This is a genomic window from Amycolatopsis lurida, from assembly GCF_900105055.1.
Classification (GTDB): domain Bacteria; phylum Actinomycetota; class Actinomycetes; order Mycobacteriales; family Pseudonocardiaceae; genus Amycolatopsis; species Amycolatopsis lurida.
On record NZ_FNTA01000004.1, the window covers coordinates 995,049 to 1,014,876 of the forward strand.

General features: G+C 69.0%; 17 protein-coding genes. 7 read left to right on the forward strand and 10 right to left on the reverse strand.

The window, feature by feature from the left end:
* Window positions 1-57: 57 nt before the first annotated feature.
* From BLW75_RS09745 to BLW75_RS09765, 5 genes are all read right to left on the reverse strand, one after another.
* A complete protein-coding gene (locus BLW75_RS09745) occupies window positions 58-303 on the reverse strand; it encodes a cold-shock protein (RefSeq protein WP_034311786.1) in 246 nt (81 codons plus the stop codon).
* The gene (locus BLW75_RS09750; RefSeq protein ID WP_034311784.1) at window positions 303-872 is read right to left on the reverse strand and encodes an FKBP-type peptidyl-prolyl cis-trans isomerase; all 570 of its coding nucleotides are present in this window, start codon (window positions 870-872) and stop codon (window positions 303-305) included. The genes BLW75_RS09745 and BLW75_RS09750 overlap by 1 nt, the downstream gene beginning before the upstream one ends.
* A 10-nt stretch (window positions 873-882) precedes the next feature.
* A complete protein-coding gene (locus BLW75_RS09755; RefSeq protein WP_091597249.1) occupies window positions 883-3,138 on the reverse strand; it encodes a HelD family protein in 2,256 nt (751 codons plus the stop codon).
* Between the two features lie 70 nt (window positions 3,139-3,208).
* On the reverse strand, window positions 3,209-4,390 hold the full coding sequence (locus BLW75_RS09760; protein WP_241783581.1) for an MFS transporter: 1,182 nt from the start codon (window positions 4,388-4,390) through the stop codon (window positions 3,209-3,211).
* Window positions 4,391-4,623: 233 nt separating this feature from the next.
* On the reverse strand, window positions 4,624-5,604 hold the full coding sequence (locus BLW75_RS09765; protein WP_034311778.1) for a heme o synthase: 981 nt from the start codon (window positions 5,602-5,604) through the stop codon (window positions 4,624-4,626).
* A gap of 300 nt (window positions 5,605-5,904) precedes the next feature.
* Here BLW75_RS09765 and tkt point away from each other — a divergent pair, with 300 nt between their 5' ends.
* The 7 genes from tkt to BLW75_RS09800 all read left to right on the forward strand — a co-directional run bounded on the left by tkt (window position 5,905) and on the right by BLW75_RS09800 (window position 15,853).
* Window positions 5,905-8,007, forward strand: coding sequence for a transketolase (gene tkt, locus BLW75_RS09770; protein WP_034311777.1), 2,103 nt, complete (start codon window positions 5,905-5,907; stop codon window positions 8,005-8,007).
* Window positions 8,008-8,023: 16 nt separating this feature from the next.
* Window positions 8,024-9,136 (forward strand): transaldolase, encoded by a 1,113-nt coding sequence (gene tal, locus BLW75_RS09775; protein WP_034311774.1) that lies wholly within the window; start codon window positions 8,024-8,026, stop codon window positions 9,134-9,136.
* 9 nt (window positions 9,137-9,145) lie between these two features.
* A complete protein-coding gene (locus BLW75_RS09780) occupies window positions 9,146-10,765 on the forward strand; it encodes a glucose-6-phosphate isomerase (protein WP_034311771.1) in 1,620 nt (539 codons plus the stop codon).
* Window positions 10,762-12,291: a glucose-6-phosphate dehydrogenase gene (gene zwf, locus BLW75_RS09785; RefSeq protein ID WP_034311769.1), complete on the forward strand. Its 1,530-nt coding sequence runs from the start codon at window positions 10,762-10,764 to the stop codon at window positions 12,289-12,291. The genes BLW75_RS09780 and zwf overlap by 4 nt, the downstream gene beginning before the upstream one ends.
* Window positions 12,288-13,292 carry a glucose-6-phosphate dehydrogenase assembly protein OpcA gene (gene opcA, locus BLW75_RS09790; protein WP_034311766.1) on the forward strand — a complete coding sequence of 335 codons (1,005 nt, stop codon included), beginning with the start codon at window positions 12,288-12,290 and terminating at the stop codon, window positions 13,290-13,292. Before zwf ends, opcA begins: the two co-directional genes overlap by 4 nt.
* Entirely contained in the window at window positions 13,289-14,044 is a 756-nt protein-coding gene (gene pgl, locus BLW75_RS09795) for a 6-phosphogluconolactonase (protein WP_034311764.1), read from the forward strand. The genes opcA and pgl overlap by 4 nt, the downstream gene beginning before the upstream one ends.
* 606 nt (window positions 14,045-14,650) lie before the next feature.
* The gene (locus tag BLW75_RS09800) at window positions 14,651-15,853 is read left to right on the forward strand and encodes a sensor histidine kinase (protein WP_167373484.1); all 1,203 of its coding nucleotides are present in this window, start codon (window positions 14,651-14,653) and stop codon (window positions 15,851-15,853) included.
* 107 nt (window positions 15,854-15,960) lie between these two features.
* Here the strand turns inward: BLW75_RS09800 and BLW75_RS09805 are convergent, their stop codons facing one another.
* From BLW75_RS09805 to gap, 5 genes are all read right to left on the reverse strand, one after another.
* On the reverse strand, window positions 15,961-16,302 hold the full coding sequence (locus BLW75_RS09805) for an RNA polymerase-binding protein RbpA (protein ID WP_034311760.1): 342 nt from the start codon (window positions 16,300-16,302) through the stop codon (window positions 15,961-15,963).
* A gap of 65 nt (window positions 16,303-16,367) precedes the next feature.
* Window positions 16,368-16,598, reverse strand: coding sequence for a preprotein translocase subunit SecG (secG, locus tag BLW75_RS09810; RefSeq protein ID WP_016333144.1), 231 nt, complete (start codon window positions 16,596-16,598; stop codon window positions 16,368-16,370).
* Window positions 16,599-16,753: 155 nt separating this feature from the next.
* A complete protein-coding gene (tpiA, locus tag BLW75_RS09815) occupies window positions 16,754-17,539 on the reverse strand; it encodes a triose-phosphate isomerase (RefSeq protein ID WP_034311753.1) in 786 nt (261 codons plus the stop codon).
* On the reverse strand, window positions 17,539-18,747 hold the full coding sequence (locus BLW75_RS09820) for a phosphoglycerate kinase (RefSeq protein ID WP_277814956.1): 1,209 nt from the start codon (window positions 18,745-18,747) through the stop codon (window positions 17,539-17,541). Before BLW75_RS09820 ends, tpiA begins: the two co-directional genes overlap by 1 nt.
* A gap of 9 nt (window positions 18,748-18,756) precedes the next feature.
* Window positions 18,757-19,761, reverse strand: coding sequence for a type I glyceraldehyde-3-phosphate dehydrogenase (gene gap, locus BLW75_RS09825; protein ID WP_034311751.1), 1,005 nt, complete (start codon window positions 19,759-19,761; stop codon window positions 18,757-18,759).
* Window positions 19,762-19,828 lie beyond the last annotated feature (67 nt).

The window sequence follows — 19,828 nt, forward strand, 5'->3', positions numbered from 1 at the left end:
AGTCCGTGAAGGCCTCCTTGAGGGACTCTGGGTCCCTCAAGGAGGCCTTCACGGACTTCAGCCGAGCGTACGGACCCAGAGCGCCCGCAGCCGGAACTCGTCCTGTTCCGCGTGCTCGACGGTCAACTCGACCTCGTCGCCTACGTCGAGCTTCCGGAATTCCTCTGGCCCGAAGCCCTCCAGCATCGCGTAGTGGACCCAGATCGGGTCGGCGAAATCGGCCGACCCGACCACTCCCCAGCCCTCGTCCACCAGCCAGGAACGAACCGTTCCTCGGTGGACGCGGCCGTCGGAAGTCCCCATCAGCCCTTGTCGGTCGGGACGCTCACCGCGTCGGTCACGAACACCAGCGTCTCGTTCGGCGCGATACCGTTGCCGCCCTGGCCGTAACCGAGGTCCGGCGGGATGATCAGCAGCCGCCGCGCGCCCTGCTTGATCCCTTCGAGGCCCTTGTCCCAGCCCTGGATGACCATGCCGGCGCCGAGCGTCAGCTCGAACGGTTCACCGCGGTCGAACGAGCTGTCGAGCTTTTGCTTGTTCGACCAGGTGACCAGCGAATAGTTCATCTTCAGGTTCGCGCCCGCCTTGGCGCCCTCGCCGGTGCCGGGCTCGAGGTCCTTGGTGATGAGCTTCTTCGGCGGGTCGCAGTCGTCCGGGATGGTGATGGCCGGCGCCTCGCCGAACTTCCCGGTGGTCTTCACGTCCTCGGCCGTGCATTCCTTGCCCTTGGGGGCGGCGGGAGCCGAGGACGACGCCGACGCGGGAGCCGCGCCGGAGGTCTGGGCCGAACCCGCGGTGTTCTGTTTCCCGCCACAGGCCGCCAGGGCGAGGACGCCCGCGCCGATGACCACGATCTTGCCGAGTGTGCGCATGCGGCCGACCTTAGCCAAGACCCTCCAGCGCCGGAACAAGGTCACCGGTCTGCACTACGCCCATCCGACGGGTCGCCCTGGTCAGGGCCACATAAAGATCGTTGAGCCCACGCGGCGACTCGGCGACGACCTCGTCCGGGGACACCAGCAGCACCGAGTCGAACTCCAGGCCCTTCGCCCGCTCGACCGGCATCACCGACACCCGGTCCCCCGCCTCGCCGAGCGTCTCCGAGAGCGAAGCGACCAGGGGCGACGGACACAGCACGGCGACCGTTCCACCGTCCACAGCGGACAGTTCGGCATCGACGAGGCGGGGCAGTTCCGCGGTGAGATCCGCCGGGGCCACGGACCGGAGCCAGGGTTCGAAACCCGTCTCCCGCACCGAAACCGGCGCCTCGAGTTCCGGGTTGACCTCGGCGAGCACCCGGGACGCGACGGCCATGATCTCCGCCGGGGTCCGGTAGTTCACGGTCAGTTCCTCGAGTCGCCAGCGATCGGCGACGTACGGCGAAAGCGCCTCGCCCCACGTCCGCGCCCCGCCGGCCGCCCCGGTCTGGGCGACGTCGCCGACCAGCGTCATCGACCGGTTCGGCGACCGGCGCATCAGCAGCCGCCAGTCCATCGCGGTCAGCTCCTGCGCCTCGTCGACGATCACGTGCCCGAAGGTCCACGTCCGGTCCTGGGCGGCCCGCTGCGCCGCGGTCATCTCGCTGCGGCGCTGCTGACGTTCGGCGAACAGCTCCGCGTCGAGGACGTCGCCCACCCGCAGCAGTTCCTCGTCGACGATCTCCTCGTCCTGTTCGAGGATGTCGAGCACGCCTTCCGCGTAGGCGCGGTCTTCCCGCTCGCGGCGAGCGGCCTCGGCCCGGGCTTCGGTGTCGTCCTCGCCGAGCAGCTCGGCGAGTTCGTCGAGCAGGGGGACGTCCGACGGGCTCCACTTCGCGTCGGTCGGGCTGTAGAGATGCTCACGGTCGGTGTCCGACAGGGCTTTTCCGGCCGCGCTGCGCAACCGTTCGCGGTCGGCGAACAGCTCGTCGAGCACGATCTCGGGGGTGAGTTTCGGCCACAGCCCGTCGATCGCGGCCGCCACGTTCTTGTCCGCGGCGACCTCGGCCCGGATGTCCTGGACGTCCCGCGCGTCGAGCAGGTCCTCCCCCAGTTTGCGGGCGGCCTGCCGGGTCAGCGCGTCGAGGAGGTCCGAGACGAAGATCCGCCGGGCGAGGTTGTGCGGGCGGCGCGACCGGCGGGCCCGTGTCCGCGCCTCGGTGCAGGTCTTGCGGTCGAGCATGAGGATCTCGCGCTCGAACTCGATCTCCAGCACCGGTTCGGGCACGCGCTGGCGGTCGCGGACCGCGTTGGCGAGCACGTCGGCCATCACCGGACGGCCTTTGATCTCGGCGGCCTCGCGGGTGATCGGGCCGTCGGCGTCCAGCCCCGGGTACAGCTGCCCGATCGTGGCCAGCAGCACCCCGGTCTCGCCCAGCGACGGCAGGACCTGCCCGATGTAGCGCAGGAACGTGCTGTTCGGCCCGACCACCAGCACGCCGCGCGTGGTCAGCTGCTGGCGATGCGTGTAGAGCAGGTACGCCGCGCGGTGCAGCGCGACGGCGGTCTTGCCGGTTCCCGGGCCGCCCTGGACCACCAGGACTCCGTTCGGCGACGCGCGGATGATGCGATCCTGTTCGGCCTGGATGGTGGCGACGATGTCGCTCATCTCGCCGGTGCGACGGCGTTCGAGGGCGGCCAGCAGCGCCGCCTCGCCCGCGAGGCCGAGGTCTTGGCCCTGGTCGGCGGCGGAGAGGTCGAGGATCTCGTCGTCGACGCCGACGACCTTCCGGCTCAGCGACCGGATGTGGCGGCGGCGCCGCACACCTTCGGGTGAAGCGGCGGTGGCGAGGTAGAAGGGCCGCGCGACCGGCGCGCGCCAGTCGACGAGCAGCGGACGGTACTCGTCGTCCTCGTCGAACAGTCCGAGCCGCCCGATGTAGGTGGTCTCCTCGCCATGCTCCGGAAGGAAGTCGAGGCGGCCGAAGCACAGGCCCTGCTCGACGGAGCTCAGCTGGGCCAGCCTGTCGGTGTACAGCGTCGTGGCGACGTCGCGTTCGGTGCGCGCCTGCGGGGTTCCGCCGGTCTGGCGCAGCGTCTCGTCGAGCCTGCGCTGCGCGTCCACGCGTTCGGCGTCGAGCTTGCGGTAGAGGGTGGTGACGTACTGCTGCTCGAGCGCGACGTCCTGCTCGAGCGCGTCGGGTTCCCGGTCCGGGGACACGGACAAAAGCAGCCTGCTTTCGAGAGGTGGGACAGGGGCCGAACGAGTTACAACGGCGCCCGCCATCATCTCATTCCCGCGCTCTCACCCGGACCAGGAGGAAGGCGGCGAGGGAGAGGACGGTGACGACGACGGCCCACAGGACGTTCTCGTGGAGCAGGACGGCGATGGTGGCCGCGACACCCGCGATGGACTGCGCGACGAAGCCGCACAGCGCGACGGCGTACGCGTCGTGCGCGGGCACTTCGCTCACCGCGACGGCCATGCTGCTCGGGAAGAGCGCGGCCTGGCCGAAGGTGATCCCGCAGTACAGCGCGATGAACGTCACGAGCGCGGCCGTGAGCGGGATCGCGGGCACGAGCCACAACGCGATCGTCAGCGCGCCGGCACCGGTCATGACCAGCGCGCCCGCCCGCATCAGCCACGGTGAGCCCTTGCGGGCGGCCAGCCGGTTCACCAGCAGTGCGCCGCCGAAGTAGGCCAGCCCGAACAGGAGGCCGAGGCTGCCGTACTGCTCCACGCTCAACCCGAAGTGCCGCTGGAAGACGAACGGCGCGACCTCCTGGAGAAGGACGATCGTCGCGAAGCCGAGCCCCGCCGCGATCGTCGGCCGCAGGAACGCCGGAACGGCGAGGATCCGGAGATAGATCCGGACCATGCCCATCTTCTCGCCGCTGCTCTTGCGGAGCGGAATCGTCAGCGTGCCGATGACGCAGAGCACCCCCGCCGCCGTCAGCACCGCGAAACCGCCCTGCCACCCGCCGATCAGCCCGCCGGCGAACTGCCCGCCGCCGAGTGCGGTGACGAACGCGATGGACAGCACCGAAAGCCGCTTGGCGAGCGCGTCGCCGTCACCGAGGTCCCGCACGGCGATACGGGCGATGATCGCCGCGCCTCCGGCACCGATCCCTTGCAGGGCACGGAGAACGAGGAGCCACGTGGGTGACGTGGTGACGATGAGCACCGCGCTCGACACGGCGAACAGGCCCAGCGACGCCAGCAACGCGGCCCGGCGACCGAGCCGGTCGGCCGCCCGGCCCCACAGCACCACCGGTGCCGCCGCGCCGATGACGAACAGCGACACCGACAGCGCCGCGACGCTGCGCGACACCCCGAAGTCGCGCTCGATCAGCGGGAGGGCGGGAAGGTAGATCGTCGTCGCCATCTGCGCGGTGAAGACGATCAGGCAGGCGACCGCCATGGTCGCGCGCCCGGCTCGGACGGTGGCCGGGCGTTCGGTTGTGCTCGTCACTCCGCCGGACGGTACTGACGGGTAGCCGGGCCGGGTAGCGCACTCCATCAGGTGGGAAGCCGGGTCCGAAGGCACCTTCACGACAGGCGGGCCGCACGTCCTCGGGATGACCGTGAGCAGCTTGGTGCCCCGAATGCGACATTGGGAACTCTCCCGCCACCAGAGCACCACACGCGTGAAGGCCCCCTTCCCTCGGCTGAGCCGAGGGAAGGGGGCCTTCACGCGCTACAAGATCAGAAAGGCAGCCCGATGACCGGCAGCCCGATCGCCGAGTCCACCGCCAGCGCGACGAACACGATCATCAGGTACGTGTTCGACCGGTGGAATAGCGACATCGGCTTGGTCTCCTCGCCGCGCCGCACCGCCGCGTTCAGGCTGTGCGCGTAGAAGAGGAACCAGCCGCCCGCCAGGATCGCGAACGTGGTGTAGATCCAGCTCGTCACCGGGACCAGCAGCAGCGTCCAGGCGACCATCACCCACGAGTAGATGACGATCTGCCGCGCCACGTGCTGCGGGGTGGCGACCACCGGCAGCATCGGCACACCGGCGCGCTCGTAGTCGTCGCGGTACTTCATGCCCAGCGCCCACGTGTGCGGCGGGGTCCAGAAGAAGATGACGCCGAACATCACGAACGCGGGCCACTCGACGGTGCCGGTGACGGCGGCCCAGCCGATGACGACCGGCATGCAGCCAGCCGCACCGCCCCAGACGACGTTCTGTGACGTACGCCGCTTCAACACCAGCGTGTAGACGAAGATGTAGAAGAGGATCGTCACGATCGCGAGGATCGCCGAGAGCAGGTTCACCGTGAAATAGAGCACGACGAACGACAGGACGCCGAGCACGAGACCGAAGATCAGCGCGCCGCGCCGGGGCACCGATTCCTTCACCAGCGGACGGCGCTTGGTGCGGTTCATCACCTTGTCGATGTCCGCGTCGATGACGCAGTTCAAGGCGTTGGCGCTGCCGGCGGCCATGGTGCCGCCCACGAGCGTCGCGAGAACCAGCCACGGCGACGGGATTTCCCGGCCTGCCAGGAACATCGCGGGAATCGTGGTGACGAGGAGGAGCTCGATCACCCTGGGCTTCGCGAGGGCGGCGTACGCGCCGACGACCTGGCGGATTGTTCGCCGGCCACCGTGCGGTCGTTCACCGGTCGGATGTACGGCGCTGGTGCTGTCACTGCGTCCGTGCGCAGCGTTCACCAACGACATTTCACTCCCTGCGTCAGTTTTCGGGGCCGGGCCCACCAGGCTTCCGGGTGATGTGGCGGCCCCGGATCCGGAGTGTTCTGAACCCTTCCCCGATGTTAGACGTGCTGTTTCCAGAGGGTGATCGCGGGTCCTCGACCGGCCGAACCATTAGGCTGGCCGCGGTAGCTCGCGGCGTACCTCTGCGAACGGCCCGGACCAGGAATATCGTCCCTTCCGGATCGATTGAGATTAGTAGCGGTACCCATGGGTTACCCACGAGGGAAGAGAAGCCACAACCTGATGACGGGGAGTTCGAGTTCAGTGTCCGAAACCGCCTCTACCAGCGAGAAGAACCCACTCCTCCGGCGCAACGTGCCCGCCGACTGGACCGACCTCGACACGCGGGCCGTCGACACCGTTCGGGTGCTCGCCGCGGACGCGGTCGAGAACTGCGGCAGCGGTCACCCCGGCACCGCGATGAGCCTGGCGCCGCTCGCGTACACGCTCTTCCAGCGGACGCTGCGTCATGACCCGGCGGACCCCGAGTGGCCCGCTCGTGACCGCTTCGTCCTCTCCGCCGGCCACTCGAGCCTCACCCTCTACATCCAGCTGTACCTCGCCGGGTTCGGCCTGGAGCTGGAAGACCTGAAGCAGCTGCGCAAGTGGGACTCGAAGACCCCGGGTCACCCGGAGTACCGCCACACCAAGGGCGTCGAGACCACCACCGGCCCGCTCGGACAGGGCCTGGCCAACGCGGTCGGCATGGCGATGGCGGCCCGCCGCGAGCGCGGTCTGCTGGACCCGGACGCTCCGCAGGGCGAGAGCATCTTCGACCACTACGTCTACGTCGTCGCCTCCGACGGTGACATCGAAGAGGGCGTCACCGCCGAGGCCTCCTCGATCGCCGGCCGCCAGGAGCTGGGCAACCTGATCGTCTTCTGGGACGACAACGAGATCTCGATCGAGGACGACACCAAGATCGCGCTGTCCGAAGACGTCGTGAAGCGCTACGAGGCGTACGGGTGGCACACCCAGGTCGTCGAGGGTGGCGAAGACGTCGTCGCGATCGAAGAGGCCATCAAGGCCGCGAAGGCCGAGACCGAGCGCCCGTCGTTCATCGCGCTGAAGACCGTCATCGGGTACCCGGCGCCGAAGAAGATGGGCACCGGCAAGGCACACGGTGCCGCGCTCGGCGCCGAAGAGGTCGCCGCGGTCAAGGAGATCCTGGGCTTCGACCCGGAGCAGAGCTTCCAGGTCGACGACGAGGTCATCGCGCACACCCGCCAGGCGGTCGACCGCGGCAAGACCGCCCGCGCCGAATGGCAGGAGAAGTTCGAGGCGTGGGGCGCCGCGAACCCGGAGCGCAAGAAGATCGCGGACCGGATGTCGACCCGCACGCTGCCCGAGGGCTTCGCGGACAACCTGCCGAAGTGGGAGCCGGACGCCAAGGGCATCGCGACCCGCAAGGCCTCCGGTGAGGTGCTCAACGCCCTCGCCGAGCCGCTTCCCGAGCTGTGGGGCGGTTCCGCGGACCTCGCGGAGAGCAACAACACCACCATGAAGGGGGCCGACTCGTTCGGCCCGGAGAAGGCTTCCACCGACATGTGGAAGACCAGCCCGTACGGCCGGACGCTGCACTTCGGCATCCGCGAGCACGCGATGGGCTCGATCCTCAACGGCATCGCGCTGCACGGCGGCACCCGCCCCTACGGCGCGACGTTCCTGATCTTCTCCGACTACATGCGCCCGCCCGTGCGGCTGGCCGCGCTGATGAAGGCGCCGGTCACCTACGTGTGGACGCACGACTCGATCGGCCTGGGCGAGGACGGCCCCACCCACCAGCCGATCGAGCAGCTCTCCGCCCTGCGCGCCATCCCCGGCCTCAACGTCGTCCGCCCGGCGGACGCCAACGAGACCGCGTACGCGTGGAAGGCCGTCCTGGAGGACGTCCACCACCCGTCGGGCCTCGCGCTGACCCGGCAGAACGTGCCGGTCCTGGAGGGCACCAGCGCCGAAGGCGTCAAGCGGGGCGGTTACGTCCTCGCCGAAGCGTCCGACGGCAACCCCGAGGTCGTGCTGATCGCGACCGGCTCCGAAGTCCAGCTGGCCGTCGAGGCCCGCAAGACCCTCGAGGCCGACGGCATCCCGGCGAGCGTCGTCTCGATGCCGTGTGTCGAGTGGTTCGACGCGCAGGACCAGTCCTACAAGGACTCGGTCATCCCGCCGTCGGTCAAGGCACGCGTTTCCGTGGAAGCCGGTATCGCCCAGTCGTGGCACCGCTTCACCGGTGACGCCGGGGTGAACGTTTCGATCGAGCACTTCGGTGCTTCGGCCGACGCCGCCACACTGTTCCGTGAGTTCGGTTTCACCGCGGAGGCAGTCGTCGAGGCCGCCCGTCGCTCGATCGCCAACACCAAGAACTGAAGGGGATGACACAGCAATGAGCAACGACAAGCTCGCTCAGCTGTCCGAGGCAGGCGTCTCGATCTGGCTCGACGACCTGTCCCGTGAGCGCCTGAACACCGGCAACCTCGCCGCCCTGATCCGCGACAAGCACGTCGTCGGCGTGACGACCAACCCCACGATCTTCGCCAACGCGATGTCGAAGGGCGAGGCGTACGACGAGCAGACCAAGGAGCTCGCCGCCCGCGGCGCCGACGTCGAGGCCACCATCCGCGAGCTGACCACCACCGACGTGCGCAACGCCGCGGACCTGTTCCGCGACGTCTACACCGCCACGAACGGGGTCGACGGCCGGGTGTCCATCGAGGTGGACCCGCGGCTGGCCAAGGATTCCGACAAGACGGTGGCCGAGGCGCAGGACCTGTGGAAGACCGTGGACCGGCCGAACGTGCTGATCAAGATCCCGGCCACCGAAGAGGGTCTCCCGGCGATCACCAAGACCCTGGCCGAGGGCATCAGCGTCAACGTCACGCTGATCTTCTCGGTCGAGCGGTACCGGGCGGTCATCGAGGCCTACTTCGCCGGGCTTGAGCAGGCGAAGGCCAACGGACACGATCTCAAGGGCATCCACTCGGTCGCGTCGTTCTTCGTGTCCCGTGTGGACACCGAGATCGACAAGCGGCTCGACGCGATCGGCACCGACGCCGCCACCGCGCTGCGTGGTGAGGCCGCCATCGCCAACGCGCGGCTCGCGTACGCGGCGTTCGAGGAGCTGTTCGCTTCGGACCGCTGGAAGGCGCTCGCCGAGGCAGGCGCGAACCCGCAGCGTCCGCTGTGGGCCTCCACCGGCGTGAAGGACCCGCAGTACTCCGACACCCGCTACGTGGACCAGCTCGTCGTCAAGGACACGGTCAACACGATGCCGGAGAAGACCCTCGAAGCCGCGGGCGACCACGCCGAGATCACCGGTGACACGGTGACCGGCAAGGGCACCGACGCGCAGGCCGTCTTCGACAAGCTGAGCGCTGTCGGCATCGACATCACCGACGTTTTCCTCACCCTCGAGAACGAGGGCGTCGAAAAGTTCGAGAAGTCGTGGACCGAACTTCTCGAGACCGTCACCGGGCAGCTGGAAAAGGCAAAGGACTGATCACCGACCATGGCAGGGGAAACGACCGGCGTCGAAATCGTCGACGCCGCCCTGGCCGGCGAAGCCGCTCCGTTCGCGGAGCGGCTCGTCGCCGACCAGGGCGCATCGAAACTGGCGTCCCAGGACGCCACACTGTGGGGTCCCGAAGCCGAGTCCGAAGCGTCGATCCGTCTCTCGTGGACGACGCTGCACAAGTCCTCGCGGCCGTTGATCGGCGAGATCGAGGCACTGCGGACCGACCTGCGCTCCGAGGGCGTCGACCGTGTCGTCCTCGCGGGCATGGGCGGTTCGTCGCTGGCCCCCGAGGTCATCACCGCGACCGACGGCGTCCCGCTGACGGTCCTCGACACCACCGACCCGGGTCAGGTCGCCGACGCTCTGGCCGGTGACCTGGAGCGCACGGTCATCGTCGTGTCGTCGAAATCCGGCGGCACCGTCGAGACCGACAGCCACCGCCGGATCTTCGCGAAGGCCTTCGCCGACGCGGGCATCGACGCGGCCCGGCGGATCGTGGTCGTCACCGACCCCGGCTCGCCGTTCGCGGAACTGTCCGAAAAGGAGGGTTACCGCAAGGTCTTCCTCGCCGACCCGAACGTCGGAGGCCGCTACTCGGCGCTGACCGCGTTCGGGCTCGTCCCGGCCGGGCTCGCCGGCGCGGACGTCGCCCGTCTGCTCGACCAGGCCGCTTCGGTGGCCGACGAGCTGGCCGCCGATTCCGTGGACAACCCCGCGGTCAAGCTCGCGGCGGCGTGGGCCGCGGCGCACGAAAAGGGTGCCGAGAAGGTCGTCATCGGCGACACCGGTTCCGGGATCAAGGGCTTCGCCGACTGGGCGGAGCAGTTGATCGCCGAGTCCACCGGCAAACAGGGCACCGGTCTCCTCCCGGTCGCCGTCGAGGGCCCGGACTCCCCCGGGTTCGCCGACGCCAAGGGCGACGCCACTCCGGTGGCCGTCGGCGAGGCGGAAGGCGCGGCGAAGATCTCCGTGACCGGTTCGCTCGGCGCGCAGTTCCTGCTGTGGGAGTTCGCCACCGCGCTCGCCGGACGGCTGCTCGGGATCAACCCGTTCGACCAGCCCGACGTCGAGGCCGCCAAGAAGGCCGCGCGGTCGCTGCTGGACAACCCGGACAAGCTCAAGGGCGGCGAGAAGCCGTCCACTGTGGACGGCGCGGTCGAGGTGTTCGGCTCGGCGGGTGTTGCCACCGACGGAAAGCTCGCGGAAATCCTGCGGGCTTTCTTCGATTCCGCTCCGGAAACCGGCTACATCGCGGTGCAGGCGTACCTCGACCGGCTCGACGACGCGTCGACGGCGGTCCTGCGCGGCGAGATCGCCAAGCGCACCGGCCGCCAGACCACCTTCGGGTGGGGGCCGCGGTTCCTGCACTCGACCGGGCAGTACCACAAGGGCGGGCACCAGAACGGTGTCTTCCTGCAGATCACCGGCGCCGTCGAGGACGATCTCGACGTTCCGGACCGGCCGTACACGCTCGGCGTCCTGCAGCACGCGCAGGCACTGGGCGACGGCCAGGTGCTCGCCGAGCACGGCCGTCCGGTGCTGCGCCTGCACCTCACCGACCGGGCCGCCGGCCTGGCCGAACTGGTCCGCGCGGTACAGGAGGCCGGCGAGTGACACGAGCCTGGAACAACCCGCTGCGCGACCCGCGCGACAAGCGGCTGCCGCGGATCGCCGGGCCGTCCAGTCTGGTGATCTTCGGCGTCACCGGTGACCTCGCCCGCAAGAAGCTGATGCCGGCGATCTACGACCTCGCCCACCGCGGGCTGCTGCCCGCCGGGTTCTCGCTCGTCGGGTTCGCCCGGCGGGACTGGGAGCACCAGGACTTCGGCGAGCTCGTGCACGACTCGGTCAAGGAGCACGCGCGGACGCCGTTCAAGGAGTCGGTGTGGAACCGGCTCGCCGAAGGGATCCGCTTCGTCCAGGGCACCTTCGACGACGACGACGCCTTCGACCGGCTCGCGCAGACGGTCAAGGACCTCGACGCCGAACGGGGCACCGGTGGCAACACCGCGTTCTACCTGTCGATCCCGCCGAGCGCGTTCCCGGTGGTGACCAAGCAGCTCGCCCGCTCCGGTCTCGCCGAGGCGAGCGAAGACACCTGGCGCCGTGTCGTCATCGAGAAGCCCTTCGGCCGCGATCTCAAGAGCGCCAAGGAGCTCAACGAGATCGTGAACGACGTCTTCCCCGAGGAGTCGGTGTTCCGCATCGACCACTACCTCGGCAAGGAGACGGTGCAGAACCTGCTGGCGCTGCGGTTCGCCAACCAGCTGTTCGAGCCGATCTGGAACGCCAACTACGTCGACCACGTGCAGATCACCATGGCCGAGGACATCGGTCTCGGCGGCCGCGCGGGGTACTACGACGGTATCGGCGCCGCACGCGACGTCATCCAGAACCACCTGCTGCAGCTCCTCGCGCTGACCGCGATGGAGGAGCCGGTCTCGTTCGCTCCGCGCGCGCTCCGGGCGGAGAAGGTCAAGGTGCTTTCGGCGACCAAGCCGCTGGCGCCGTTCGACGAGACCACCGCGCGCGGGCAGTACGCGGGCGGCTGGCAGGGCGGCATGAAGGTGCCGGGCCTGCTGCAGGAGGGCGGTTTCGCGAAGGACTCGATCACCGAGACCTACGCCGCCGTGACGCTGGAGGTGCAGAACCGCCGCTGGGCGGGGGTTCCGTTCTACCTGCGCACCGGCAAGCGGCTGGGCCGCCGGGTCACCGAGATCGCCGTGGTGTTCAAGCGGGCGCCGCATCTTCCGTTCGACTCGACCTCCACCGAGGAACTGGGCCAGAATGCGCTGGTGATCCGGGTACAGCCCGACGAGGGCATCACGCTGCGGTTCGGGTCGAAGGTGCCGGGGACCACGATGGAGGTCCGCGACGTCACCATGGACTTCGGCTACGGGCACGCGTTCACCGAGTCGTCCCCGGAGGCCTATGAACGGCTCATCCTGGACGTGCTGCTCGGCGAACCATCGCTGTTCCCGGTGAACGAAGAGGTCGAACTGTCCTGGGAGATCCTGGACCCGATCCTCGACCACTGGGCCAAGAAGGGCGCGCCCGAGGCGTACCCGCCCGGTTCGTGGGGACCGCCGTCCGCGGACGAAATGCTGGAGCGTACCGGCCGGAACTGGAGGCGTCCGTGATCATCGACCTGCCGTCGACCACGACGTCGCAGCTGAACAAGAAACTCGTCGAGATCCGCGAACAGGGCGGGCAGGTCGCGCTCGGCCGCGTGCTGACGCTGGTCATAGTCGCCGACGACGACGACAAACTCGAAGAGGCGATCGAAGCCGCCAACGAGGCCAGCCGGGAACACCCCTCGCGGGTGATCGTGGTGGCCAAGGGCGCGCGGACCGCGGCGCCGCGGATCGACGGCCAGATCCGGGTCGGCGGGGACGCCGGCGCGAGCGAGGTCATCGTCCTGCGGCTCTACGGCCCGCTGGCCTCGCAGGGACAGAGCGCGGTCGTGCCGTTGCTGCTGCCGGACGCGCCGATCGTCACCTGGTGGCCGGGCACCGGTCCGAAGGCTCCGGCCAAGGACCCGCTCGGTGAGCTGGCGCAGCGCCGGATCACCGACTCGGCGGCGGAAAAGGCGCCCATAAGGGCACTCACCACGCGGGCGAAGTCCTATGTGGAGGGTGACACCGACCTGGCGTGGACCCGGCTGACCAGCTGGCGCGCACAGCTGGTGTCCGCTTTGGACCTTCCGCCACATGAGAAGGTCACCGGCGCGACCGTGACCGGTGAGGCCGACTCGCCGTCGACCGAACTGCTCGCCGGCTGGCTGGCCGAGTACCTCAAGGTGCCGGTGAAGCGGGTCAAGAGCAGCGGTGCCGCGGGCATCATCTCGGTGACGCTGGACCGGCGTTCCGGGCCGGTGGAACTGCACCGGCCGGACGGGCGGGTCGGCATGCTGACCCAGCCGGGCCAGCCGACGCGCCGTATCGCCCTGCAGCGGCGGAACAACAAGGACTGCCTGATCGAGGAGCTGCGGCGGCTCGACCCGGACGAGGTCTACGAGGCTTCGCTGAACGGGCTGGGCAAGATCTCGTCGGGCACCGCGGCCAAGGCCGCTCCGGCGAAGAAGACGGCTCCGGCGACGAAGAAGGCTCCGGCCGCCAAGACCGCGAAGAGCGCCTCATGAGCAAGACCGAGGTCGTCGTCTACGAGAACCCGGATCTCCTGGCCGCCGCCGCGGCGGCCAGGCTGGTCACCCGGATCGTCGACGTCCAGGCCGCCAAGGGCTCCGCTTCGGTGGTGCTCACCGGCGGCGGCACCGGGATCGCGATCCTGCGCGAACTGCGCGAGTCCAGTGCCCGTGACGCCATCGACTGGTCGCGTCTGGACCTCTACTGGGGTGACGAGCGCTTCGTCCCGGCGGACTCGGACGACCGCAACGAGAAGCAGGCCCGCGAGGCGCTGCTCGACCACGTCCCGCTCGACCCGAAGCGGGTGCACGCCATGGCACCCTCGGACGGCGAGTTCGGCGACGACGTCGATGCGGCGGCCGCGGCCTACGCGGAGGTCCTGGCGGCCAACGACGCGGCGTTCGACATCATGCTGCTGGGGCTCGGCGGGGAGGGGCACACCGCCTCGATCTTCCCCGACAGCCCGGCGGTGCACGAAAAGGAGCGCTCGGTCGTCGCCGTGCGGGACTGCCCGAAGCCGCCGCCGACCCGGATCTCGCTGACCCTGCCCGCGATCCGTCGCGCGCAGGACATCTGGCTGGTCACCGGCGGCGACGCCAAGGCCGACGCCGTCGCGCAGGCGCTGGCCGGTGCGGGCGAGGTCGAGATCCCGGTGGCGGGAGCACGCGGCTCGCGTCGCACGCTCTGGCTGCTGGACCGAGGCTCCGCCTCGAAACTCACGAAGGTCTACGAGACTCCGTCCGCCTGACCTTTCACGCGTGAAGGCCCCCTTCCCTCGGCTGAGCCGAGGGAAGGGGGCCTTCACGCGCTTCGGGTGGCTGCGGGCGAGGTGCCCCAAGGCGCGACTCGCGTGATCAGAGACGTAACTCGCGTGCTTGGAGGCGTATCTGCGAGTTACGCCTTCAAGCACGCGAGTTACGCCTTCAGGCACGCGAGTCGCGAGTTCGAGCGCGACCACCCGGTAGTGATACCCCCATGGCGGAAGTCCGCGAAGGCCTCCTTCCCTACGCTGAAGGACGGGAAGAATGCGCGGCAGGGTCACCGCGCGGCCACGAAACGTGACGTAGATCAACTTCCGGGGGCTTCGGCATCAGAGAGGACTTGTTCGCGCGTCGAAACGATCGACGGACCACCGAGCCCGGGTGGTCCGGTGTGGATTCGACCGACCGAACGTTCATGCACTTGTCCGCAGAGCGGACAGTGACCGGACAGTCGCTAGCCCGACTGGGGGAAACTTACCGCCCTTGTACATCCACCCGTTAGCATCCGCACATTTGTTCGTTCCTGCGCGTCCCGTTCGGGCGAAGAACACGTCTCACCATCCAAGTCCACAAGACGAGTGAGGTCGCCAGCGATGAGCACAGAGGGTCTCTCGATGCCAGGTATCTCGGTGGGCGGCTCCGGAGCGGACGCCGCCGACCGGATGCGCCGTGCCGCCGGGGTCATTTCGTTCGCCAAGATCAAACGCCCGGCGCTGGTCGCGCTGGGCATCGACACACTCGCGATCTTCCTGGCCGCGCTCGACGTGTGGCTGGTGATCCCCGAGAAGGCTCAGCCGTACTCGATCTACCTGTCCGGCGCCGCGTGCCTCGGCCTCGCCTTCCGGCGCAAGTTGCCGTTCCTCGCGGTGATCGTCACCGTCCCCGGGTTCCTGGCGGGCTGGTCACAGCTGGCCGCGATGATCGCACTCGGCTTCCTCGCCACCCGCAAACAGATGCACTGGCAGACCTGGACCGGGTTCGCCCTCGTCTTCACCTGCCGGTTCGTCCAGTGGCCGCTGGCCGACTTCGTCGAACTCAGCTGGCGCGAGCACGTCCTGGACGGCATCTACGGCGTCATCGTCGCCGGGATGCCGGTGGCCATCGGCCTGCTCATCGGAGCGCGGACCGAGATCTCGCAGAAGCTCTCCGAACTCGCCGCCAGCCGCGATCGTGAGCGCCGCTTCCACGCCGACGCCGTGCGTGCGGAGGAACGCGCCCGCCTCGCGCGGGAGATGCACGACGTCGTCTCGCACCAGATCACCCTGATCGCGATGCAGGCCGGCGCACTGCAGGCGCAGACCACCGACGCCCGCTCCCTCGAAACCGCGCAGGTCATCCGGAAGCTGAGCACCAAGACGCTCGAGGAACTGCGTTCACTCGTGAGCGTGCTCCGCTCGGGCTCCGAAGACGACGGGCCCCGGCCGGGGATCAACGAACTCGACCGGCTGATCCGCGGTTCGGACGTCCCGGTGCACCTGACCGTCGAGCGGATCCCCGACCTGCTGCCCAGCCAGGTTTCGGCGGCGGCCTACCGGACGGTGCAGGAATGCCTGACCAACGTGCACAAGCACGCGCCCGGCGCCACCGCCACCATCCGGATCCAAGGGGAGCACGGTTCGCTCAAGGTCGAAATACGCAACGAGCGCGCCCGGACCCCCGGTGCGGCCCTGCCCTCGGGAGGGCACGGGCTGACCGGGCTGGCCGAACGCGCTCGACTGCTGGGTGGGAGCTTCGAGACCGCCGACACCGAGGACGGCGGGTTCCGGGTGCGTGCCCGGTACCCGCTCGACCGATGACCGGCCGGTCGGCGGAGCTGCGCTGAACCCGGATGGCCGCGGGCCCCGCTATCCCACCGCCCTGGCGACGGGATAGCGGACGCGGACTCAGCCCTGAACAGCGGTGACTAGATCTCCCGGCGCTGGCGCAACCGCTCCAGCGCCTCGGCGAGAATGGCCTCGCCGTCGGCGTCGGAACGCCGTTCCTTCACGTACGCGAGGTGAGTCTTGTAAGGCTCGGTCCGCGGCGCGGCAGGAGGGTTCTTCTCGTCCTGCCCACCGGGGAGTCCGCAGCGCGGGCAATCCCACTCGTCGGGAATCTCGGCGTCCATCGAGAACGAGGGCTGTGCCTCGTGCCCGTTGGCGCACCAGTAGGAAATACGGCGCCGCGGCGCCGACTCACCCCGTTCCGATTCGCCCGAAGGACCGGCACCCACACGGGTGCCCCGAATCGCGTTACCGCCAACCATGAATCCTCACACCTATAGGGATCGGCGGCGCGCCCCCCATAGGCACGCCGAAACACCTGGGTCGATCAGACCTTGAGCAGGAGCCCGAGGCCGATGATGCTGATCAGCCACACCGCGCCCAGTAGCAGCGTGATCCGGTCGAGGTTCTTCTCGGCCACGCTCGAGCCGGAGAGGCTCGACTGCATACCGCCACCGAACAGCGAAGACAGACCGCCACCACGGCCGCGGTGCAGCAACACGGCGACCACCAGCAGCACGCTGGAGGCGATCAACAGGATTTGCAGGAACAGCTTCATGTCATCCTCTGCGCTCTTGGAGAATGCAGGAAAACGGTGTGCACAGGCGGCCGGGATTTGAAACAACCCAGCACCGCCAGGACACACCGTACTCCTGGACTCGTCCACTGCTGTGTGACGGACCGGATACCCAGGTTACCCGGTAGGTGCCCCGATCAGGGCAGGGGCCCGCCCGCGGCGAGTGCGCAGAGTTTGGTGAATTCGTCACCATCCAGGCTGGCACCACCGACGAGCGCACCATCGATGTTCTCGCAGGCGACGAGGTCACTGATGTTGTTGGCCTTGGCCGAGCCCCCGTAGAGCACGCGGACCGAGGACGCGACCTCGGCACCGTACTTTTCGGCGAGGGTGGCGCGGATGGCTCCGCACACCTCCTCGGCGTCCTGCGGGGTCGCGACCTTGCCGGTCCCGATCGCCCAGACGGGCTCGTAGGCGACGACGACGTCCTTGACCTGCTCGGCCTTGAGCCCCTTGAGACCCTCGACCAGCTGGGTCGTGGTGTGGGCGATGTGCTCGCCGGCCTCGCGGACCTCGAGCTTCTCCCCCACGCACAGGATCGGCGTGATGCCGTGCTTGAGCGCCGCCTTGACCTTCTTGTTCACCAGTTCGTCGGACTCGCCGTGGTACTCACGCCGCTCCGAGTGCCCGACGGTGACGAAGCTGCACCCCAGCTTCGCCAGCATCGGGCCCGACACGTCACCGGTGTAGGCACCGGAGTCGTGCGGCGACAGGTCCTGGGCGCCGTAGGTGAGCGACAGCTTGTCGCCGTCGGTCAGCGTCTGGACGCTGCGGATGTCGGTGAACGGCGGCAGGACCGCGACGTCGACCTTCGCGTAGTACTTCTCCGGCAGGGCGAAGGCGATCTTCTGAACCAGCGCGATGGCTTCGAGGTGGTTCTGGTTCATCTTCCAGTTGCCGGCGATGAGCGGTTTGCGCGCCACTAGTCGTTCTCTCCCAGCACAGCGACTCCGGGCAGTTCCTTGCCCTCCAGGTACTCCAGCGACGCGCCGCCGCCGGTCGAGATGTGCGAGAAGCCGTCCTCGGGCAGGCCGAGCTGCCGCACGGCCGCGGCGGAGTCTCCCCCGCCGACCACGGTGAAGGCATCGCTCTTGACCAGCGCTTCGGCCACGGCACGGGTGCCGCCGGCGAAGGACTCGAACTCGAACACGCCCATCGGGCCGTTCCAGAACACGGTCGCGGCGTCGGCCAGTTTGCCCGCGAACAGTTCCCGCGACTTCGGGCCGATGTCGAGCCCCATGCGCTCGGCCGGGATGGACTTCGCGTCGACGACGTCGAACTCGGCGTCGGCGGCGAAGCCCGTCGCGGCGAGGACGTCCACCGGCAGGATCAGCTCGACTCCGCGCTTCTCCGCCTCGGCGAGGAAGCCGCGGACCTGCTCCAGCTGGTCCTCCTGCAGCAGCGAGTTCCCGACCTCGTGGCCCTGGGCCTTGAGGAAGGTGTACGCCATGCCGCCGCCGATGAGCAGCCTGTCGACCTTGGTCAGCAGGTTGGCGATGACGCCCAGCTTGTCCGACACCTTCGCGCCACCGAGAACGACGACGTACGGCCGAGCCAGGTCCTCGGTGAGCTTTTTGAGGACGTCGACCTCGGCCAGCACCAGACCGCCCGCGTACGCCGGAAGCGCTCGCGCGATCTCGTAGACCGAGGCCTGCTTGCGGTGCACGACACCGAAACCGTCGGAGACGAACGCGCCACCCGGGACGAGCGCGGCCAGCTCTGCGGCCAGCTCCTGACGCTCGGCCTCGACCTTGCTGGTCTCGCGCGCGTCGAACCGCACGTTCTCCAGCAGGGCCACCTGGCCGTCGGTCAGGCCGGCGACGGTGGCCTTGGCGGACTCGCCGACCAGGTCACCGGCCAGCGGGACGTCGACGCCGAGCAGCTCGGTGAGCTTCGCGGCGACGGGCGCGAGCGAGAACTTCGGGTCCGGCTCGCCCTTGGGACGGCCGAGGTGCGCCGTGACGACCACCTTCGCGCCCGCCTCGGCGAGGCGCTTGAGGGTCGGCAGGGCCGCGCGGACGCGGCCGTCGTCGGTGATCTTGTTCCCGTCGAGCGGGACGTTCAGGTCGGAACGCACGAGTACGTACCGACCTGAGACGTCCTCGCCCAGCAGGTCTTCGAGGTTCTTCAGCGCCATGGCTCAGGAGAGCTTGTTGCCGACGAGCTTGACGAGGTCGGCGAGGCGGTTGGAGTAGCCCCACTCGTTGTCGTACCAGCCGACGACCTTGACCTGGTTGCCGATGACCTTGGTCAGCGGCGCGTCGTAGATGCAGGACGCCGGGTCGGTGACGATGTCGGCCGAAACGATCGGGTCGTCGCTGTAGCGCAGGATGCCGGCAAGGGGGCCCTCGGCGGCGGCCTTGTACGCGGCGTTGATCTCCTCGAGGGTCGCGCTCTTGGTCAGCGTGACGGTGAGGTCGGTGGCCGAACCGGTCGGGACCGGGACGCGGACCGCGTAGCCGTCGAGCTTGCCGTTGAGCTCCGGCAGGACCAGGCCGATGGCCTTGGCGGCACCGGTCGAGGTCGGGACCATGCTCAGCGCGGCGGCACGGGCACGGCGCAGATCCTTGTGCGGCGCGTCCTGCAGGTTCTGGTCCTGCGTGTACGCGTGGATCGTGGTCATCAGGCCCTGCTCGACACCGAAGGCGTCGTTCAGCACCTTGGCCAGCGGGCCGAGGCAGTTGGTGGTGCAGGACGCGTTCGAGATGATGTTCTGCGAACCGTCGTACTTGTCGTCGTTGACGCCCAGCACCACGGTCAGGTCCTCGCCCTTGGCGGGCGCGGAGATGATGACCTTCTTGGCGCCACCGGCGAGGTGCGCCTTGGCGGCGTCACCGGTGGTGAAGAAACCGGTCGATTCGACGACGACGTCCACGCCGAGGTCGCCCCAGGGCAGGTTGGCCGGGTCGCGCTCGGCGAGGGCCTTGATCGTCTTGCCGTCGACGACGATGCCCTCGTCGCTGACGCTGACCTCGCCCGGGAAACGGCCGAGGATGGAGTCGTACTTGAGCAGGTGGGCCATGGTGGCGACGTCGCCGAGGTCGTTGAACGCGACAACCTCGATGTCGTGACCGGCGGCCTGCACGGCCCGGAAGAAGTTGCGGCCGATGCGGCCGAAGCCGTTGACACCTACGCGAACCGTCACTGCTGCCACTCCCTTGAGACTCGTCCGGGATCGCCTCGGAAAGACGTCCTTTACTCGGGCGCAACCC